At 66.8% G+C, this 15,929-nt stretch carries 20 protein-coding genes, 1 tRNA gene and 1 pseudogene; 13 read left to right on the top strand and 9 right to left on the bottom strand.

The annotated features are described in order from the left end of the window. Window positions 1-190: 190 nt before the first annotated feature. Complete coding sequence (locus VPH46_RS09225; protein ID WP_416610655.1) at window positions 191-607, top strand: copper chaperone PCu(A)C; 417 nt, start codon at window positions 191-193, stop codon at window positions 605-607. Between the two features lie 37 nt (window positions 608-644). Here the strand turns inward: VPH46_RS09225 and VPH46_RS09220 are convergent, their stop codons facing one another. Then, entirely contained in the window at window positions 645-1,196 is a 552-nt protein-coding gene (locus VPH46_RS09220) for a hypothetical protein (RefSeq protein ID WP_416610653.1), read from the bottom strand. Between the two features lie 37 nt (window positions 1,197-1,233). Between VPH46_RS09220 and VPH46_RS09215 the strand changes: the two genes are divergently transcribed. Then, window positions 1,234-2,415, top strand: a complete 1,182-nt coding sequence (locus VPH46_RS09215; RefSeq protein ID WP_416610652.1) for an abortive infection family protein — start codon at window positions 1,234-1,236, stop codon at window positions 2,413-2,415. 135 nt (window positions 2,416-2,550) lie between these two features. Here VPH46_RS09215 and VPH46_RS09210 read toward each other — a convergent pair. Then, window positions 2,551-2,637, bottom strand: a tRNA-Leu gene (locus VPH46_RS09210). Between the two features lie 197 nt (window positions 2,638-2,834). After that, window positions 2,835-3,056 carry an AbrB/MazE/SpoVT family DNA-binding domain-containing protein gene (locus tag VPH46_RS09205; protein ID WP_416610650.1) on the bottom strand — a complete coding sequence of 74 codons (222 nt, stop codon included), beginning with the start codon at window positions 3,054-3,056 and terminating at the stop codon, window positions 2,835-2,837. Between the two features lie 102 nt (window positions 3,057-3,158). On the opposite strand from VPH46_RS09205, the gene uvrA reads away from it, so the two are divergent. Genes uvrA through VPH46_RS09190 form a run of 3 tightly spaced genes read left to right on the top strand, consistent with a single transcriptional unit; the run spans window position 3,159 to window position 6,808 of the window. After that, on the top strand, window positions 3,159-6,080 hold the full coding sequence (gene uvrA, locus VPH46_RS09200) for an excinuclease ABC subunit UvrA (protein ID WP_416610648.1): 2,922 nt from the start codon (window positions 3,159-3,161) through the stop codon (window positions 6,078-6,080). A 31-nt stretch (window positions 6,081-6,111) separates the two neighbouring features. Continuing rightward, entirely contained in the window at window positions 6,112-6,657 is a 546-nt protein-coding gene (locus tag VPH46_RS09195) for a hypothetical protein (RefSeq protein ID WP_416610646.1), read from the top strand. Continuing rightward, window positions 6,632-6,808 (top strand): hypothetical protein, encoded by a 177-nt coding sequence (locus VPH46_RS09190; protein WP_416610664.1) that lies wholly within the window; start codon window positions 6,632-6,634, stop codon window positions 6,806-6,808. The genes VPH46_RS09195 and VPH46_RS09190 overlap by 26 nt, the downstream gene beginning before the upstream one ends. A 161-nt stretch (window positions 6,809-6,969) precedes the next feature. Here the strand turns inward: VPH46_RS09190 and VPH46_RS09185 are convergent, their stop codons facing one another. Further along, window positions 6,970-7,587 (bottom strand): hypothetical protein, encoded by a 618-nt coding sequence (locus VPH46_RS09185; protein ID WP_416610645.1) that lies wholly within the window; start codon window positions 7,585-7,587, stop codon window positions 6,970-6,972. Window positions 7,588-7,723: 136 nt separating this feature from the next. Next, a complete protein-coding gene (locus VPH46_RS09180; protein WP_416610643.1) occupies window positions 7,724-8,551 on the bottom strand; it encodes a toll/interleukin-1 receptor domain-containing protein in 828 nt (275 codons plus the stop codon). Window positions 8,552-9,054: 503 nt separating this feature from the next. On the opposite strand from VPH46_RS09180, the gene VPH46_RS09175 reads away from it, so the two are divergent. The 8 genes from VPH46_RS09175 (at window position 9,055) to aat (ending at window position 13,866) form a co-directional block, all read left to right on the top strand. Continuing rightward, complete coding sequence (locus tag VPH46_RS09175; RefSeq protein ID WP_164521262.1) at window positions 9,055-9,207, top strand: hypothetical protein; 153 nt, start codon at window positions 9,055-9,057, stop codon at window positions 9,205-9,207. A 299-nt stretch (window positions 9,208-9,506) separates the two neighbouring features. Further along, entirely contained in the window at window positions 9,507-9,719 is a 213-nt protein-coding gene (locus VPH46_RS09170) for a hypothetical protein (protein ID WP_416610641.1), read from the top strand. Then, window positions 9,716-11,032, top strand: coding sequence for a hypothetical protein (locus VPH46_RS09165; RefSeq protein ID WP_416610639.1), 1,317 nt, complete (start codon window positions 9,716-9,718; stop codon window positions 11,030-11,032). The genes VPH46_RS09170 and VPH46_RS09165 overlap by 4 nt, the downstream gene beginning before the upstream one ends. After that, complete coding sequence (locus tag VPH46_RS09160; protein ID WP_416610637.1) at window positions 11,029-11,499, top strand: DUF3597 domain-containing protein; 471 nt, start codon at window positions 11,029-11,031, stop codon at window positions 11,497-11,499. The genes VPH46_RS09165 and VPH46_RS09160 overlap by 4 nt, the downstream gene beginning before the upstream one ends. Window positions 11,500-11,551: 52 nt before the next feature. After that, a complete protein-coding gene (locus tag VPH46_RS09155; RefSeq protein ID WP_317892844.1) occupies window positions 11,552-11,977 on the top strand; it encodes a hypothetical protein in 426 nt (141 codons plus the stop codon). A 138-nt stretch (window positions 11,978-12,115) separates the two neighbouring features. Continuing rightward, complete coding sequence (locus tag VPH46_RS09150) at window positions 12,116-12,478, top strand: hypothetical protein (RefSeq protein ID WP_239434786.1); 363 nt, start codon at window positions 12,116-12,118, stop codon at window positions 12,476-12,478. 180 nt (window positions 12,479-12,658) lie between these two features. Further along, a complete protein-coding gene (locus tag VPH46_RS09145) occupies window positions 12,659-13,042 on the top strand; it encodes a hypothetical protein (protein ID WP_129340047.1) in 384 nt (127 codons plus the stop codon). Window positions 13,043-13,131: 89 nt separating this feature from the next. Beyond that, window positions 13,132-13,866, top strand: a complete 735-nt coding sequence (gene aat, locus VPH46_RS09140; protein WP_416610634.1) for a leucyl/phenylalanyl-tRNA--protein transferase — start codon at window positions 13,132-13,134, stop codon at window positions 13,864-13,866. A gap of 35 nt (window positions 13,867-13,901) precedes the next feature. On the opposite strand, the pseudogene VPH46_RS09135 reads toward aat, so the two are convergent. The 4 genes and pseudogenes from VPH46_RS09135 to VPH46_RS09120 form a co-directional block, all read right to left on the bottom strand. Beyond that, a pseudogene (locus VPH46_RS09135) lies at window positions 13,902-14,069 on the bottom strand (DUF2155 domain-containing protein); the annotation flags it as partial. Window positions 14,070-14,341: 272 nt separating this feature from the next. Further along, window positions 14,342-14,734 carry an NADH:ubiquinone oxidoreductase subunit NDUFA12 gene (locus tag VPH46_RS09130; RefSeq protein ID WP_416610632.1) on the bottom strand — a complete coding sequence of 131 codons (393 nt, stop codon included), beginning with the start codon at window positions 14,732-14,734 and terminating at the stop codon, window positions 14,342-14,344. 83 nt (window positions 14,735-14,817) lie between these two features. Beyond that, on the bottom strand, window positions 14,818-15,276 hold the full coding sequence (locus tag VPH46_RS09125) for a DUF192 domain-containing protein (protein WP_416610662.1): 459 nt from the start codon (window positions 15,274-15,276) through the stop codon (window positions 14,818-14,820). A gap of 38 nt (window positions 15,277-15,314) precedes the next feature. Beyond that, on the bottom strand, window positions 15,315-15,905 hold the full coding sequence (locus VPH46_RS09120; protein WP_125960781.1) for a cold-shock protein: 591 nt from the start codon (window positions 15,903-15,905) through the stop codon (window positions 15,315-15,317). Between the last annotated feature and the right edge of the window lie 24 nt (window positions 15,906-15,929).

The following is a 15,929-nucleotide window of genomic DNA, read 5'->3' as shown; positions in this document are numbered from 1 at the left end:
CCCCCCCCCCCCCCCCCCCCCCCCCCCCCCCCCCCCCCCCCCCCCCCCCCCCCCCCCCCCCCCCCCCCCCCCCCCCCCCCCCCCCCCCCCCACTTTAAGATGTGTATAAGAGACAGGCCCGGTCCTCCCCCTCTTCGCCCTCCCCTTGCTCGCCGCCTGCGGCACCGCCCAAGCGCCCGCCGAGCCCCAGGTGCAAAAGGCCTGGGTCCGCCTCCCCGCCGTCCCCGGCCGCCCGGCGGCCGGCTATCTGACGCTGGTCGGCGGCAACAAGGACGCGACGCTGGTCGCCGTCACCACGCCGGCCGCCGCCCGCACCGAGCTGCACGAGACCATGAAGATGGACGCCCCCGGCGCGCCCGACCACGCCGGCCACGAGGGCATGGCAGGCATGTCCGGCGCCACCACCATGCGCCCCGTCAAGGCGCTCCCCCTCCCCGCCGGCCAGACGGTGAAGCTCGCCCCCGGCGGCCTCCACCTGATGCTGTTCGACGTGGACGCGAAGGTGGCGCCGGGCGCGAGCGTGCCGCTACGGCTGAAGTTCGCCGACGGGCGGACGCTGGAGGCGCAGGCGAAGGCGGTCGCCCCTGGGGATGCGGGAGTGGAGTAGAGGAGCGCAGCGCCGGCGCGAGACACAAACGTCCCGCTTAAATATCACCCCTCATTTCCAATACCGCTCCCTCACACCAAGTTGTTATGATCCAGTGCGCTTGAAAGAGGGCGTCTAGGTCGACAGCAACACCTTCGTATGCCTTACCGCCTCTGCCGGTCGGATATCGGAAGCGATCGGCGTCCGGATCGAATGACTGCACCAAAGCTATCATCGCCTTCACGTTTTTCGCTAGTGCGTCGTCGTCGACCAGCCCTTCCGCCGCCCGAATGTCTAGGAGTTGTTTGAACAGCGCTTGCAGGTCATGTCCGGGTCGACCTTCAATTTTCCCAGCCAAATCAAGAATTGTCGACTTAATTGCGAGTTCCACGCTTTGTCGCCATAGCGCGAGCAGTGGCATCTGCAGCAAACCGCTCGTATCGGAACGCGCGAGGTCCCAAAGGGCTTCGAAGCCTTTTTGGAAGCTGTAGGATACGAGGTCCCAATTGCCCGCCAATAGACTCCCCGGCCGCTCGCGCAGAAAGTCGCGAAGCGTAGGCTGAGCCTGCACGATATTGTCAACGAGCGTGTCACGACGCTGGGAGGTCATAGTTGGCGATCCAAGCTGGAACATCTACGCTGGCACGATGAGCAAGATACACGTGAATGAGCTGCGGAACGCCATTGTAAACGTTATCGCAGCCGAGAAGGCTTATAACGTGCCAGCGCTCTGTGCGCGCCTGGGTCTTGCAGACGGCGACTCATCGGAGGCGATGTCTAGTAAGGCGCGCTACGTTAGTTCGCGTCTCGCTTCGCTGCCAGCCGACCGGCTGCTCGGTGTCGCGCGCAGCCTCTTGGACGAGAATGAAGAGTTTGCGCTACGTGAGGTCGTGGATACGTTTTCCGAGCGGGGAACGCCGCCTATCTCCGAGCTCACGCGCCGCCGGCTGTTCGGCGTGTTCGAGGGCGAGGCGCTCTGCTCCGAATATGCTGAGGTCGAGTTCATTGAGCGGATCTGGCCCATTTCCACAATGCCGGGCCACTCTACAGACCCAGATTTCGGCAGTTTCAGTTCCCCCTCGTTGAGGGAGGACATCATCCGCCACATGGTGCAAAATGACGACTGGACGTATCGCGACCTCTTTGAACGTCTAGGTCTGCTGCATTCATCGCGAGCATTGCTGTTCCGTTTCCTCGAGGCCTCGGTCCACCCGACCGCGATCAACGACGCCATGCAAAAGAAGCGTGTTGAACGACTCAACACCTATCTCCAACATGACGGCTATCGACTTCAGCGAACGAGCACGATGTCGGGCAGCCCGATCTACTCGGTAGTCGCGCACAGGCTGGGATCACCCTCGGACGCGGCTATTTCATCAACGCTTGCGAAGTTCGAGCCGGACCAAGTCCATGCACGCTGGACCGCGGCGCTTGAGCGGCGCGCTACCGACCCGGCGGGAGCGATTACACTGGCGCGAACCTTAGTCGAGGATGTTTGCCGATGGTTGCTGGATGAAGCCGGTGCACCAGCCACCGATCAGGAGGACCTTCCGCAACTCTACCGCAAGCTGTCAAAAACACTTAAACTCGCACCTGACGATCATAGCGAGCAGGTGTTCAAACAAATTCTGGGCAACTGCCAGTCAATCGTGGAGTCGCTAGGCGCGCTCAGAAATAAGCTCGGTGACGCTCATAGCGGCGGACCGCGGCGGGCGAGGCCAGCTGCTCGCCACGCCGAGTTGGCCGTGAACCTAGCAGGATCAATGGCGACCTTCCTCGTGTCCACCTGGGAAGCTCGCAAAGTGACCGTCGCGAAAGCAGCTAATTAGTGCCGCCTTCTGCGAGAGAGCAGACTGTGCTGGCGCCGCAACGCGTAAGATCCCAGCAAGACCGACTTACGGACGGCATCGTTTACCAAACGACGAAGCCTGCTCAACGGCCAATCGGCCGGAGCAGGCTTCTAAAATAGCGTGTGGGATTCGAACCCACGGAACCCTTTCGGGTTCGGCCGGACCTAAACCGGCTGCCATCAACCACTCGGCCAACGCTCCATACCACCACGTCACCGCGGGCATGGCGGACAGAAAAAATAGCGTGATCCCGAGCAAGGCGCAAGCACTTGTAAGGTGCAGGCAGGCGCACTCCGCATAGAGATGAGTTGCCGCTTGTCCGCCCGCTACCAACGCCGGTCGCCGCTGCAATACCTCCCGGCCCGTATAGCAGAACGGAGCCCGCACCACCTGCGGCCTTAGAGCTTGGCACAGGCCTCCGCGTCCGTCGCACTCGCCCATTCCGTAAAGGTCGCGAACGGATCGTCCACCGCATCGGCGCGCGCCAGGATCACCCGGTCGCCGTCGATCGCATAGGCGACGCAGTCACCTTCCTTCAGCCCCAGCGCGATCCGCACTGCACGCGGGATGGTCGTCCGCCCTCTGCTGGTCACCCGCGACTGGATCATCCCGCAACCCACGCCTCCGCCGCACGGCAGCAAGCCCCACCCTCGCAACCGCCGCCCCCGCTTCCTATCTCCCGCATCTGGCATCCTGCACAGAACGGAAGTAGAACGCCCTCCATGAGTCTGACCCACATCTCCGTCCGCGGCGCGCGGGAACACAACCTCAAGGGCGTCGACATCGACATCCCGCGCGATACGCTGACGGTGATCACCGGCCTGTCGGGATCGGGCAAGTCCTCCCTCGCCTTCGACACCATCTATGCAGAGGGGCAGCGCCGCTACGTGGAGTCGCTCTCCGCCTATGCGCGCCAGTTCCTGGAGATGATGCAGAAGCCCGATGTCGAGCATATCGAGGGGCTCTCCCCCGCGATCTCGATCGAGCAGAAGACGACCAGCCGCAATCCCCGCTCCACGGTCGCCACCGTGACGGAGATCTACGATTACATGCGCCTGTTGTGGGCGCGGATCGGCATCCCCTATTCGCCCGCGACCGGCCTGCCGATTTCGGCGCAGACCGTCAGCCAGATGGTCGATCGCGTGCTGGCGCTGCCCGACGGCACCCGCCTGCTGCTGCTCGCCCCCGTCGTGCGCGGCCGCAAGGGCGAGTATCGCAAGGAGCTCGCCGAGTGGCAGAAGGCCGGCTTCCAGCGCGTCCGCATCAACGGCGAAGTCCATCTGATCGAGGACGCGCCCGCGCTCGACAAGAAGTACAAGCACGACATCGAGGTGGTGGTCGACCGGCTCGTTACCGGCGGCGACATCGCCACGCGTCTGGCCGACAGCTTCGAGACTGCGCTCAAGCTCGCCGACGGCCTCGCCTATGTCGACCTGGTCGACGCGGTCGTGCCGGGGCGCGAGGATGAGGCCCAGGCGGGCGGCAACATGAAGAAGGCCGGCATTCCGGCCAACCGCATCGTCTTTTCCGAACGCTTCGCCTGCCCCGTCTCCGGCTTCACCATTGCCGAGATCGAGCCGCGGCTGTTCTCGTTCAACGCCCCCCAGGGTGCCTGCCCGGCCTGCGACGGCCTGGGCGAGAAGCTCGAGTTCGACGCCGACCTCGTCGTCCCCAACCACGATCTCACGATCAAGAAGGGCGCGATCGTCCCCTGGGCCAAGTCCAACCCGCCCTCGCCCTATTACATGCAGGTGCTGGGCAGCCTCGCGCGCGAGTTCGGCTTCAGCCTCGACACCGCGTGGAAGGACCTGCCGGGCGAGGTACAGCTGGTCATCCTCCACGGCACCGCGGGCAAGCCCGTCACCCTCACCTTCGTCGACGGCAAGAAGTCGTACGACGTGAAGAAGCCGTTCGAGGGCGTGATCGGCAACCTTAACCGCCGCATGCTCCAGACCGAGAGCGCCTGGATGCGCGAGGAGCTGTCCAAGTACCAGGCCAGCCACCCGTGCGAGACCTGCGGCGGCGCCCGCCTGAAGCCCGAAGCACTCGCGGTGAAGGTCGCCGGCGAGGACATCGCCCACGCCACCCATCTCTCGGTGGTGGACGCGCTCGCCTGGTTCCAGGCGCTCCCCGCCCAGCTCAACGACCAGCACCGCGCCATCTCGGCCGCGATCCTGAAAGAGATCGACGAGCGCCTCGGCTTCCTCAACAACGTCGGGCTCGACTATCTCAACCTTAACCGCACCTCCGGCACGCTGTCGGGCGGCGAGAGCCAGCGCATCCGCCTGGCCTCGCAGATCGGCTCGGGCCTCTCGGGCGTGCTCTACGTCCTCGACGAGCCCTCGATCGGCCTGCACCAGCGCGACAACGACATGCTGCTCGCCACCCTCCGGCGCCTCCGCGACCTCGGCAACACCGTGCTGGTGGTCGAGCATGACGAAGACGCGATCCGCACCGCCGACTATGTGATCGACATGGGGCCCGGCGCCGGCGTCCACGGCGGCGCGGTCGTCGCCGCCGGCACCCTGCCGGAAGTGCTCGCCACCGAAGGCTCCGTCACCGCCGACTACTTGAACGGCACCCGCGAAGTCCCGCTGCCGGCCGCCCGCCGCAAGGGCACGGGCAAGAAGCTCACCGTCCACAACGCCACCGCCAACAACCTGACCGGCGTCACCGCCTCGATCCCGCTCGGCACCTTCACCTGCATCACCGGCGTCTCGGGCTCGGGCAAGTCGAGCTTCACCATCGACACGCTCTTCGCCGCCGCCGCCCGCCAGCTGAACGGCGCGCGCGTGCTCGCGGGCAAGCACGACAAGATCACCGGCCTCCAGCACCTCGACAAGGTCATCGACATCGACCAGTCGCCGATCGGCCGCACGCCCCGTTCGAACCCGGCCACCTACACCGGCGCCTTCACCCAGATCCGCGACTGGTTCGCCGGCCTCCCCGAAGCGCAGGCGCGCGGCTACAAGCCCGGCCGCTTCAGCTTCAACGTCAAGGGCGGCCGGTGCGAGGCGTGCCAGGGCGACGGCGTGCTCAAGATCGAGATGCACTTCCTCCCCGACGTCTATGTCGAGTGCGACGTCTGCCACGGCGCCCGCTACAACCGCGAGACGCTGGAGGTGAAGTTCAAGGGCAAGTCCATCGCCGACGTGCTCGACATGACGGTCGAGGACGCGCACGAGTTCTTCAAGGCGGTGCCCCCGATCCGCGACAAGATGGCGATGCTCGCCGAAGTCGGCCTCGGCTACGTCAAGGTCGGCCAGCAGGCGACGACCCTCTCGGGCGGCGAGGCGCAGCGCGTCAAGCTCGCCAAGGAGCTCGCCCGCCGTGCCACCGGCAACACCCTCTACATCCTCGACGAGCCCACCACCGGCCTCCATTTCGAGGACGTGCGCAAGCTCCTGGAAGTGCTCCACGCGCTGGTCGAGCAGGGCAACACCGTGGTGGTGATCGAGCACAACCTGGACGTCATCAAGACCGCCGACTGGATCCTCGACCTGGGTCCGGAGGGCGGGGTCAAGGGCGGCGAGATCGTCGCCGAAGGCACGCCCGAGCAGGTCGCGAAGGAACCGCGCAGCTACACGGGCAAGTATCTCGCGCCGTTGCTGAAGCCGAGGAAGGTGGCGCAGGCGGCGGAGTAGCGCCACGCGGCGGCTTCGAACAGGAGACGGAATGACCAGCGCCTACCGCCCCGAATTTGAAGCCGCACTCCGCCTTCTCGCGCGCGTCAGCGAAGTGATGCGTGCGCAGGGCTTCGAAGCGCCGGTGCTGGTCGGCGGCGGGGCCGTCGAGATCTATTCGAACAGCGCCGTCACCACCGGTGACTTCGATCTCGTCACCGCTCGGCAGGAGGCGTTCGAGGCAGCGCTGGTGGAGGCCGGCTTCGTTCGTCCCTCCGGCCCCGGCATCGCGACCCGCGGCTGGATCCATCCTGAGCTGCGGCTGGGCTTCGAGGTCGTCTCGTCCACCCTGCTCGGGGGCTTGGCCGATCGTGAACGGCTGCTGCTGGTCGACATCGCACCCGACGGCACGGTTGCCGTGCTCTCGGTGGAGGACATGATCGCCGACCGCATGGGCCAGTACGCCAGCGGCAGCGCGCCGGACATGCTGGAACAGTCCCGCAAGCTCCTGTCCCTTCACAGCGACGCCGACCGCGCCTACCTTGATCGCCGCATCCGCGAGGAGACCGCCGGTGACTATGGGATCGAAGACCTCTAGGCGCATCACCCTCGACGCGCTCGCCGCCGATATCGAGCGCCGCCGCGCCGAAAGCGGCGTGACCGACCTGCCCCGCAACAGCGGCGAGCGGCGGACGGAAAGCAAGCGCGCGCTGCTGAAGGCGATCGCGGCGACTGGCGGAAAGTGGTGAGTAGCGGCAGCGGACCCTTCTAGGCGCGGGGCGGCGTCAAGGGCGGCGAGATCGTCGCTGAGGGCCCGCTCGAGCAGGTGGCCAAGGAACGGCGCAGTTACACGGGCAAGCATTTCGCGCCGTTGCTGAAGCCCAGGAAGGTGGCGCAGGCGGCGAGTGAGCTAGATTGCGCCGAAGCGTTTTAAAAGCTTGAGCTGGCGCTCCAGCTTCTCCGTGTCCAAGCTAGAGTCCAAGCTAATGTTGACGTTGAAAATAGCGCGCGGCGACCTTGAGCCGACCGCAGCAACCTCATCCCCGGCCGCAGCTTCATCAGACTCAATCAAGTCAGGTTCTTCGAGGGAGGCATCTGAGTCCAATTTGACCTCCTCCGCTTTCGCTTGATCTCCGCTGTTCAAGTCGCTCGGGGCCGCCGTCAGGTGCGCCACCTTGTCTCCCGATTCGGAGGCAAGACCAGCCGTCAGCAAGGCTGACACGTACGTGTCTATGCATCGAGCAGTTTCGTCCGGATGGACCTGAAGGTCTGCAGCTCGCTGCCGAAGCCGGGAATACGCAACCTCGTCTCCGTGGAACGTTTCATACAGCTTCTTGAATATATCGGGAGACAGGGCCGCTTCCACATAGAGCTTCGCCAGCTCCTCTTCTGGAGCGTGAGTTATGGCCTTCGCCAATCTAGTAGCGGCGTATGCTCTTGAGTCCCCCTCAAGAAGTCCGTACTGCTTTAGCGCGGATATCTTGACTTCTCCCGTTGAGCCCTTCGACTCCACCACGCTAGCGAACACGATATCCCGCGGAACGGGGGTGAGATGTGTTTTGGAAACAAGCTTGCGAGCCCAAACCAGAGCGTGTTCTAGTTTGTACCGAGGGAATCGGGTACCGCCCTTTCGCCTTGGATTGGGGAGCGTCTCGGGCGCCACATCACTCATCTACGTCTTCCCTCAAGGCTACAAGTAGCTCATTTAATCCCGCCTTATAAGAAGAGGAAAAGTCCGCGTATTTCTTATCATGTATGGCGGCGGGCATTCGCGCATCATCAAGCTTCAGCGGCAGTATGTGCACCGCCCGACGCTGAACCTCATTTACAAGTGCGCTATTCAGCTCCTTCTTCACCCAATCAGAGTCAACGGAGTTCTTGCTTACCGCGATCAAAAAGTGGTCGGACTCCGCGAGCCCTTGACTTATTTTTTCGGGAATCGACTCCCCGACCTTGATTCGCTGCTCATCAAGCCAGACCTTTATTCCATTTTGCGTCAGGTCAGATGCAAGCTGACGAATGAATGATTTATCATGAGAGCTATGCGACAGGAAAGCGACTCTACTTTTCCGGTCGACCTCATGGCGAACCTGCTTGGTTGCCTCTGCATACTCCACCATATCTTCAGCTAGAGCGTTTGAGTCTAAGACATTTAGGTTTCGCGCCCATTCTAATAGAGGCGAAAGGTCTGCGGCAGAGAACGGTACGATATTACTGATCGTAGCTGCTTTCCGGGTCGCAGCGTCGACGTCGTCCCCAAGCTTCATGAACTGCCGAATGCTAATCAGCAGAGGCATCTTTAGAAGAGCCTCCCTGACCACATCCTTCTTCTGTTTGTCATCGCCCTTATAAGGGTAAGAAACGAGCAAAACATGGCCTTGCCCAATCTTGTCGACCAAACCGATCTGAGCAGCATTCTTCAGCAACTTCCCAGAAGTGCGAGGATCCAGGCCGGAGAACTGGGCAATCTGGGCAACAGACGGGGCGTCCATCCAAGCTACGGCATCTAGGACTGCATACAGCCCATCTACCTTCGTTGACTCAAAGCGCGTGGTCGATTGCGCCAGCTTCGACCGCGATGATGAGGGCGAATTCTTTCTTGGACCTGCCGCCACCTACTCCCCCGGATCCTATGAGCCAGAATCAAGCACTCGCCGTATAGCTGGCGGCCTTCTACATCCAAGTAAACTGCAAGCGCATTCTCATGTCGTCAAGCGCCGACAGGCGAACTCTATGTCCCGGAGTGGGCGCTTTGGTTCTCCGTTGCCCCATTAAGATTTGGCGTTTTACTTGGCTCTTTTTCTGCTGACCGGTGCCCTTGCACCCCCGCCCCCCACACCCCACATCCACCTCAGGCGCCGACCCGTTCCGCATCCGGAACTTTCGCGCCGCTTCCGCCTTATTCCCCCATGCCCCGCCGCACGCCGGCGGGACGCGAGAATGGCGGCTGCCGTCCATCCGGACGGCGTCTCTTTGGAACAACAACAGGAACATCATGAACTTCATTCAATCGATTCAGCAGACCCAGATTACCTCGCCGTCGAACCAGGCTTTCGCGGCTTTCGTGCCGCTCCATCGCCGCCTCTTCCCGGTTGACCAGTGCCCGCGCGACATCGCGCGCCGCGCGGTCCGCGAAGTGCTCGGCTGAGCATCTGAACTGCATGCGCCGCGGCAAAGCCGCGGCGTCGGTCGGCGCCCGTAGCGCCGCCGTCCGGCTCCCGCCCTGGCGAGCCTCGCGCGCAGCTTCGCTGCGCTCTCGTGGGCGGGGCTCTGAACTGCATGCGCCGCGGCAAAGCCGCGGCGTCGGTCGGCGCCCATAGCGCCGCCGTCCGGCCTCCGCCCTGGCGAGCCTCGCGCGCAGCTTCGCTGCGCTCTCTGAGGGCGGGGCTGTCCTACAACCCCCGACTTGCGATAGATGGCCGGTCCGCCTGTTGAAGGAGGACGCCCATGCACCGCCCCCAGCCGTCGCCCGCCCCGCTCCCCATGCTGTCGCGCACCGTCCGCGACCCCATCGACCTCGACGATCCCGTTACCCGCGCCTGGTCGGACCACCTCGCTGCCGGCCGCATCGGCACCCGCGTGCCGCCGCAGCCCGGCGCCCGCGAAGCCGCCGAACGCACCGCCGCCCTGTTCCGCCGGCTTGGCCAGGCCGCCCGATGAGCGCCGCCAACGCGCCCGAGGCGATCCCCGATACCCCCGAGGCCACCCCGCGCTTCCGCCACGACGGCTGGACGCCCGAACGCCAGCGCCGCTTCCTCGAATGCGTGGCCGAGGGGCACACGGTCGAGAACGCCTGCCGCATCGTCGACCTGTCCGTCGCCTCCGCCTATGCGCTGCGGCGCCGCGCGGCCGGCGCCGGCTTCGCGCTCGGCTGGCACGCCGCCAACCTGCTCGCCCGCGAACGCGTCGCCGACACGCTGCTCGCCCGCGCCCTTTATGGCCAGACCGAAACCGGCACCCGCCCCGACGGCGGCACCTGGACGCGCCACCGCTACGACAACGGCCTCGCCACCCGCCTGCTCGCCCGGCTCGATGCCCAGGCCGACGCGCCCGCCTCCGGCCCCGCCCACCACGCCGCCCGCATCGTCGCGCAGGAGTTCGACGGCTTCCTCGATCTGCTCGGCCGCGACGCTGGCCCGGCGCGCGCCGCGCTGTTCCTCGCCAACCGCGCCGAACAGGCGGCGGACGTCGAGCCGGTCGTCGCCCTCGCCCGCGCCGATCGCTTCCTCCAGGCCGGCGCCGGTCTGGCGAGCGAGATCGACGTCTCCGACTGCGACCCCGCCCACCGCGCCGAATGGACCGCCGACCAGTGGCGCCGTGCCGAGGCCGCCGGCCTGCTGCGCGTCGCCACCCCCGAGCCCGAAGTTGCGCCACCCCCGCCCGAGCCTCAACTTCCTCAACTTCCGCCCGATCCGAAGCCGGAAGCGCTCGGCCCCGAAGCCGGGGAGCCGGTGTGGTGGTGCGACCTCCGCGAGCAATGGCGCACCCGCTTCCCGCCGCCGCCGGGCTTCGATGGCGACTGCTTCGGCCGCTTCGGCGATCCCGACTATGAACGCGAGCTCGACATGGAGGAGGTGGAGCAGCTGCGCATCCATGAGCAGGAGAAGTTCGCGTCCGATCATGCCGCGCGCGACGCCTGGTTCGGCGCCCTCCTCGACGGCAGCGGCCCGCTCCTTCCCCCGCAGGTCGCCGCGCCCGAGCCGCCGCTTCCCGATCCACCCGCCCGCGATCCGGCCCCGCGCGTGCCCTGGGACCCCGCCGCCTGGCCCATGACCATCCCGATCCTCAGCAACGACGATTATTTGAGCGAGGAGGACAGGGCCGCGATCGCGGAATTGGACGCCATGGCCGCGCGCGATGCCCAGGCGGCGTCCGCTCCGGACGACACGCCACCTCCGCACGACGGGCGGGATGAACCAGCCCGGTCCCCGCTCGTTAACCCAGGTGAACCTCATCACGGGACGAGAGCATGAGCATCTTCGGCAAGATCAAGACGGCCATCTTCGGCAAGGACGGCGGCCCCTTCGGCGACAACTACTTCGGCCAGAAGGATCGCGCAGAGGCGGCGGCTGCCAAGAACGGCACCGTCACCCAGACCAAGACCGTCCCCGTCCACATCCCCGATCCGGTGCCCGGCGCCGCCACCCCGCCGCAGACGACCGCTGCCGAGCCGACCAGCGGCCAGCCGGTCGATGTCGAGGCGGTGCTGAAGGCGCGCGAGGCCGCGCACCCCGGCCTCAACTGGCGCACCTCGATCGTCGATCTGATGAAGCTGCTCGATCTCGATCCCAGCCTCGACAACCGCAAGGAGCTCGCGACCGAGCTCGGCTACACCGGCGCCAAGGACGGCTCGGCCGAAATGAACATCTGGCTGCACAAAGCGGTGATGCGCGAGCTCGCGGCGAACGGCGGCACCGTGCCCGCCGACCTGCGCGACTGACCCGGCCGGCTCCCCTTCACGGGGGAGCCGCCCCTGACGAAGGAGACCGACCATGGATGCCAGGAAACTCAGCTTCGGCCTCGGCGTGTTCAGCCTTGCGCTGGGCGCGGCCGAGTTGCTCGGTGCGCGGCGCATCGCCCGCACCCTCGATGCGGACGGCCATGAAGGGCTGGTCCGCGCGTTCGGCGCGCGCGAAGTCGCCGCCGGCGTCGGCCTGCTCCAGGCGCCGGCCCATTCGGCTCGCATGTGGAACCGGGTCGTCGGCGACGCGATGGACCTGACCGCGCTTAGCCTCGCCGCGGCCAAGAGCCCGCGCAACCGCGCGATCTGGGGCGCCGTCGCCTTTGTGGTGGGCGCGACCGCGCTGGACACCATCACCGCGCTCGGGCTGGAGGCGAACGGCAGCAAGACGCTCCCCGCCCGCCTCGGCCGCAGCGGCACGGGCGGCACCGACGACACCAGCACCGCCGGCGCCTGAATCCGGGCTCCCGCGCCCCGGGGCTCCTGCTAGAGCGGGAGCCGGGGCGCCGGCGCCCGACCCGCCCCGGCTTCAACCGGAACCCCGCTCCCGCCCCGGCGGTTGGAGCCCGCAGAACCGAACTCAGGAAGGATCTTCATGGCCCAGGCCCCCGCTACTCGTCGCCGCACCGCGACCGCTCCCGCCCGCTCCCGGCTGATGACGGCCGGCATCGGCCTGCTGGGCGTGGCGCTCGGGCTCGGCGGCTGGCTGCTCGCGCGCCAGCAGCGCGATGCCCGCGCCGGCGACGTCGGCACCGGCGAGCACGTCCCCGTCGATCTCGCCCTCGACAAGCCGCATCCCGGCCCCAAGGACCGCGCGCCGGAGGCGTTCCGCCCCGATCCGACCGCGCCGGTCCCCGCCGGCGAGCGCGATGCGCTGCGGCCCGCGACCGGCCCCGCGCCCTCGCTCGTCCAGGATCGCGGCAGCATGCGCAGCCAGACCGGCAGCAGCAACGCCTGACGCCCAAGGCTTGCCGCACTGCGGCGCCGCCTCCGTTCGGAGGCGGTACCGCTCCCATACAGGGCCGATCGTTACGGGTCCGGCAGGTCGTTTCGTGTAATGCTGCGACACAGCAGCCGCGTGTTTTGTTATCTCCTTACGCTTGACGGGGCGTATCCCATGGGCGAAGCAACCCGCGCTATGAAACGCTCCCTGCTCCCCACTGCCGCTGCGGCCCTCGCGCTTTCTCTTCTCGCGGGCTGCGAACAGAAGACCGAGACCGTCGACGCCCGTGCGCCGGACCCGATGGCCTCCCAGCTCGCCAACGCCGCTCCGGTGGAACTGCCGCCGGCGGTGAAGGCGACCAGCACCTTCCGCTGCAAGGACAACACGCTCGTCTACGTCGATTTCTTCGCGGGCGACAAGCTGGCCAACCTGCGCACCGAAAAGGGCGGCACCGCCGTCGCGCTCAAGGCCGAAAAGGCCGGCGATCCGCTCAAGGCTGATGGCTACAGCCTGACCGGCGACGCAAAGTCGATCACCCTCACCCAGCCGGGCAAGCCGGCGCAGAGCTGCAAGGCCTGATCCAACTTTCTCCGAGTCGGTTTCGAAGGGTCGGTGGCATGTGCCGCCGGCCCTTTTCCTTTGGGTCTCCGACCGGCTAGACTTTTCCGATGGCCCCGTCCGTGCCCCTCGATCCCCAGACGGTGCTGCGCGCCTACGCCATGGGGGTGTTCCCCATGGCCGACCATCGCGATGCCGACTCGGTCTTCTGGGTCGAGCCGCGGCGCCGTGGCATCCTGCCGCTCGACGGCTTCCACTGCTCCCGCTCACTCCGGAAAACGCTCGCCGCCGATCGCTTCCGCGTCACCGTCGACCAGGCCTTTGGCGAGATCCTGCAGCTCTGCGCCGAAACCGCCCCGGACCGCCCGGAAACCTGGATCAGCGGCCCGATCGAGGACGTATTCCTGCGCCTCCACGCGCTGGGCTTCGCCCATTCGGTCGAATGCTGGGACGGCGACCGCCTCGTCGGCGGCCTCTACGGCCTCGCACTCGGCCGCGCCTTCTTCGGGGAGAGCATGGTCAGCCGCGCCACGGACGCGTCCAAGGTCGCGCTCGCCTGGCTCGTCGCCCGCCTCCGCGTCGGCGGCTTCACGCTCTTGGACTGTCAATTTCAGACCGACCACCTCGCCACCCTGGGCGTCGTGGAGGTCGACCGAGCAGATTACTCGGTGCTGTTGGCTGCTGCGCTCGGCTCGGAAGCAGCCGGTTCCGACGGTGCCGCGCCCGCCGAATCGCCGCCCGACTTCTTCGCGCTCGACCGGCTGCCACCTGTGCTCGGCACGGACACCGTGTCCGGCCCGGTCTCAGGGAAGCGCATCGTGCAGCTCTTGGGCCACAGGTCGTAGATCGGGTGCTGCACCACGTTCAGCGCCGGCCGCTCCTTGAACAGCCAGCCCGAGAAGGTGCGCCGCCAGCGCCCGTCCGCGCCGCGGACGTCGAGCTGCACGAACGCGCCGGTATATTGCTCCTGCTCCCAGGGAGCCGTGCGCTCGCAGGCGCGCAGACGGACCACGGCATCGCCGATCCGCCGCGCCTCGCCGGGCTTCATGGTCAGCTCGCGGGTTTCCCCGTTCCGCTTGTTCAGGAAGCCGATCACCGCGACCCGCTCCGCCATCGGCGTCGCGCCAGGCACCGCGACCGCGTCACCGCTCGCCACGCTCACGACATCCGCTGCGGGCGCCGCGCCGTCCGACACGTCGAACGCAACCGCCTCCGGGTCGGGAGCACCGTCCCCCCGCTCAGCGCTCGGGCGCAGGTAAAGCCAGGCTCCGACCGCGACCAGCACCGCCAGTACCAGCCCGATCAGGGCCAGGCGGCGATTCACGCGTCGGGGCTCCACGCCTCGTAATCACCCGTTGCGCGAATGCGCTGGCCACCCTGATCCAGCGCGCCCGGCGGCCGCCACGCCAGCGGCGTGCCGGTGTGGTTGCCTTCCGGCGGCTTCTCCCAGGTCCGGACCGGCGGAAGCGCCTCGCTCGGCAGGCCGTCGATCTGGTGGTGCAGCCAGCTGAACCACTCGGGCGGCACGAGGCTCGCGTCGTTGTTGCCCGCATAGATCACCCAGCGGCGCGGCTGGCCGTTCGTGTCGGAGCCGCCCTCGTAATAGACGTTGCCGAGCGAATCGGTGCCCGCCTTCTTCCTGCCGCGCAGTGCAAGCGTGGTGCCGATGGTGGCGCCTTCCCACCAGGTGAAGATCGATTTGAGCATGCCCATGCGCTGCCGCTTACCCCTGCCCGCGCCTGCCAGCAACCAGCTTCGAACGTCCCAAGGGGCGAAAGCGGGCGATCCGACGATCTTTACTTGGCCGCGACGTCCTTCCAGCGCACCTTGTCCCCCTCGGCGATGCCGAGTTCGGCGGCACGACCGCCGCGGATCTCCAGCACCGCGCTGACCGGCTCGCGCGACGATACCGGCGCTTCGGAAAAGGGAATGGTGTTCTCGGCAAGCGTCGCCACCGTGCCGTCCGCACGGATGAACAGAATGTCGAGCGGCGAAGGCGTGTTCTTCATCCAGAAGCTTGCGGCGCGCGGCGCCCCGCCACCGGCCGGATAGGGCGCGAACAACATGCCACCGTCCTGCGGGATGTTGGTGCGGTACATCAGGCCGTCCGCCTGCTCCTTGGCCGTACGGGCAACTTCCACGTCGAACCGGTGCGCGCCGCCAGCACTTTCGATGGTGACCTCGGTCCGGGGCAACACGCTCGCCGCGTTGCTCGCCTCATTGCCGTTGCTCGTGCACGCACCGCACAGCGCCATCGCCGCTGCGACCAGCGCCGCCCGCACACCCTTGCTGATCACGCTTCCGCCCTCTCGACAACCACGGCGAGCAACCCGCGCTCGCCTTCCACCACCCGTGCGCGCATCGGCTGGTCGGGCTCGAGTTCCTCGATACCACCGCGCCGCAGGGTTTCCATATGGACGAACACGTCGGCGCCGTCGCTTGCACGCAACAGGAAGCCATAGCCCTTGAGCCGGTTGAACCATTTGACGGCGACGGGCTCGAACGCTCCGGCCGAAGCGATCAGGTCGACGCGCTCGCTTCGACCGCTGGCGCGCGGCCGCTGTTCTTCCACGGCTTGGGACAGGTCGATCGAGAGCACTTCGCGTGCCTGCATGCCGCGCTGTCGCCACGTGGCCAGACATTCGACCCGTGCGCCTTCCGGCAAGGTCCGCCTGCCGTGCGGCTGAAGCACGGAGAAGTGCACCAGCACGTCCCCATGTTCCGGATCGTCCGCGACGATGAAGCCGAAGCCCCGTGTCACGTCGAACCATTTGACGACGCCGGACACGGCAACGGCCGCATCGGCAACGCCGGCTCCCCTCTCTTGATCTTCGCGCGTCTCGCCTTCGCGGTCGAGCGGTGCGCGCTGCGGTTCCGCACGCATCTATATTGTTCCCCCGGCTCGAAG

Source organism: Sphingomonas sp. MJ1 (PH-R8), from assembly GCF_048058635.1.
Classification (GTDB): domain Bacteria; phylum Pseudomonadota; class Alphaproteobacteria; order Sphingomonadales; family Sphingomonadaceae; genus Sphingomonas.
This window is presented reverse-complemented; position numbering and strand designations above follow the sequence as displayed.